Genomic DNA, 1,803 nt, shown 5'->3' with positions numbered 1-1,803 from the left:
TTTCCGCCGCTGTCGACGACACCGACTTCCTTTAAAACCGGAAGCAGCTCAGGCGTCCGCTCCAATGAAGCCTCCGCTTCATTCACGACGGCTTCCATCACCTTGATGATATCGGTTTCAGTTTGAGCGGTGAGCACTGCTTTTTTTGCCGCATCTTTGGCAACCGTCAAGATCGTGCCTTCGACAGGCTTCATGACGGCCTTGTAGGCAGTGTCCACTCCGGCCTGGAACGCGGCGGCAAATTCTTTGGCGTTAATTTCCGATTTCTGTTCAATCGATTTGCCAAAGCCTCTGAACAGCTGGGATAAAATGACGCCCGAGTTTCCCCGCGCTCCCATCAGAAGCCCTCTTGACAGGCTTTGTGCCACTTTGCCGATATTGGCGGCATCGATCTGCTCCACTTCTTTTGCACCGGATGTCATCGACAGATTCATGTTCGTTCCTGTATCTCCGTCCGGAACCGGAAATACATTTAACGCATCAACTACATTTGCGTTTTGAGACAGATGGCGTGCGCCGTACAGAACCATTTCTGCAAAAGCTTTTCCATCCAGATTTCGTATAGACACTCTTGTTTTCCTCCTAACTACGGGTTCGTCACTCGTACTCCTTGAACGTAAATATTTACGGAATCCACTGCAAGACCCACTGTATGGTCGAGCGTATATTTGACTTTTGTTTGAACATTATGTGCCACTTCTGAAATTTTTGTTCCGTAGCTGACAATGATGTACATGTCAATATGAATACGATCTTCTTCCTGGCGGACGATGACGCCTCTTGCAAAGTTTTCTTTTCTGAGGATTTCAGTCAGTCCGTCTTTAATTTGGTTCTTGGATGCCATACCTACGATCCCGTAGCAGTCGATCGCTGCGCCTCCCGCAACCATGGCGACCACTTCGTTTGATATATCAATCTGTCCGTATTTTGTTCGGAATTCAATGGACACGTTGGTTCCTCCTTTTCGAGTCTCGCTTCTGACCTCTGGTTAACATCATTCTACTATAAGGACCTTCTTTTTAAAAGAACAGGCAGGCTTCTCTCCAAACCTAACCCTACTTATACTACAGCGCGTTCATTTTTTCAAGATGTCAAGGGATTTTTCTTGAAAGCAGAGCAATCAATAGTTGCAAACGGTTTTCAGCTGTGGTAAATTATTAAAGTATCTGAAGCATCACAGGTGATCAACTGATAATGAATGATGATGTTTTTTTTGATAGTTAGGAGGGAAACAAATGGCACGTAAATGCGTTATTACAGGCAGAAAATCACGTTCTGGCAACTCTCGTTCTCACGCGATGAACGCTTCTAAACGCACATGGGGCGCTAACGTTCAAAAAGTGCGCATCCTTGTGAACGGCAAGCCTAAAAAAGTATATGTATCTGCTCGAGCTTTGAAATCTGGAAAAGTTGAGCGTGTATAAGAAAAAATAAACGCCTGCCAAGAGCGACTGTACGCTTTAGGCAGGCGTTTTTTCGTTCTTTTGCTTGCCATCCGGGGAGAGCCCTTTGACCCGCTCCGCAAAAAAAGCGCACCCGGCGCTTCTTAGTCTTTGCGAAACGAGCCAAGCATCGCCCGGACGATTCCCCCTAAAAACTTCGGTAATTTAATGGTGTAAAATTTCATTCCCTTCCCTCCTCAAAGAGTCCGCAACCGCATCCACCTTCAACATCGGATCCCAAACACAAAGCGAGCGGAAGCGCCAGGATATTTAATCAGTGCTTCTTATCATTATTAATATGCCTTCAGAAAACGAAAAAGCACCTTGTGAATGGATGAGTTCGTTACTAATACATAGTGTC

Annotated in this window: 4 protein-coding genes and 1 pseudogene; 1 reads left to right on the top strand and 4 read right to left on the bottom strand. The window is 45.8% G+C overall.

What is annotated here, in order from left to right:
• Both C1T29_RS10065 and C1T29_RS10060 read right to left on the bottom strand, forming a co-directional pair.
• On the bottom strand, positions 1–569 hold a 569-nt coding region (locus C1T29_RS10065; RefSeq protein WP_208945675.1), incomplete at its 3' end, for a DAK2 domain-containing protein.
• Between the two features lie 17 nt (positions 570–586).
• Positions 587–949 carry an Asp23/Gls24 family envelope stress response protein gene (locus C1T29_RS10060; RefSeq protein WP_003181687.1) on the bottom strand — a complete coding sequence of 121 codons (363 nt, stop codon included), beginning with the start codon at positions 947–949 and terminating at the stop codon, positions 587–589.
• A gap of 286 nt (positions 950–1,235) precedes the next feature.
• On the opposite strand from C1T29_RS10060, the gene rpmB reads away from it, so the two are divergent.
• A complete protein-coding gene (rpmB, locus tag C1T29_RS10055) occupies positions 1,236–1,424 on the top strand; it encodes a 50S ribosomal protein L28 (RefSeq protein WP_003181685.1) in 189 nt (62 codons plus the stop codon).
• A 122-nt stretch (positions 1,425–1,546) separates the two neighbouring features.
• On the opposite strand, the gene spoVM is transcribed toward rpmB, so the two are convergent.
• On the bottom strand, positions 1,547–1,627 hold the full coding sequence (gene spoVM / locus C1T29_RS10050; protein ID WP_003221545.1) for a stage V sporulation protein SpoVM: 81 nt from the start codon (positions 1,625–1,627) through the stop codon (positions 1,547–1,549).
• Between the two features lie 85 nt (positions 1,628–1,712).
• A pseudogene (locus C1T29_RS10045) lies at positions 1,713–1,803 on the bottom strand (thiamine diphosphokinase); the annotation flags it as partial.

This window comes from Bacillus sp. MBGLi79 (genome assembly GCF_002953915.1).
The sequence above is the reverse complement of the archived record's forward strand: the minus strand, read 5'-3'. Positions and strand labels throughout refer to the sequence as shown.

Coding starts and splice junctions, on each gene's coding strand:
- rpmB (WP_003181685.1), top strand. CDS start 1,236: ATGGCACGTAAATGCGTTATTACAGGCAGAAAATCACGTTCTGGCAAC.
- spoVM (WP_003221545.1), bottom strand. CDS start 1,627: ATGAAATTTTACACCATTAAATTACCGAAGTTTTTAGGGGGAATCGTC.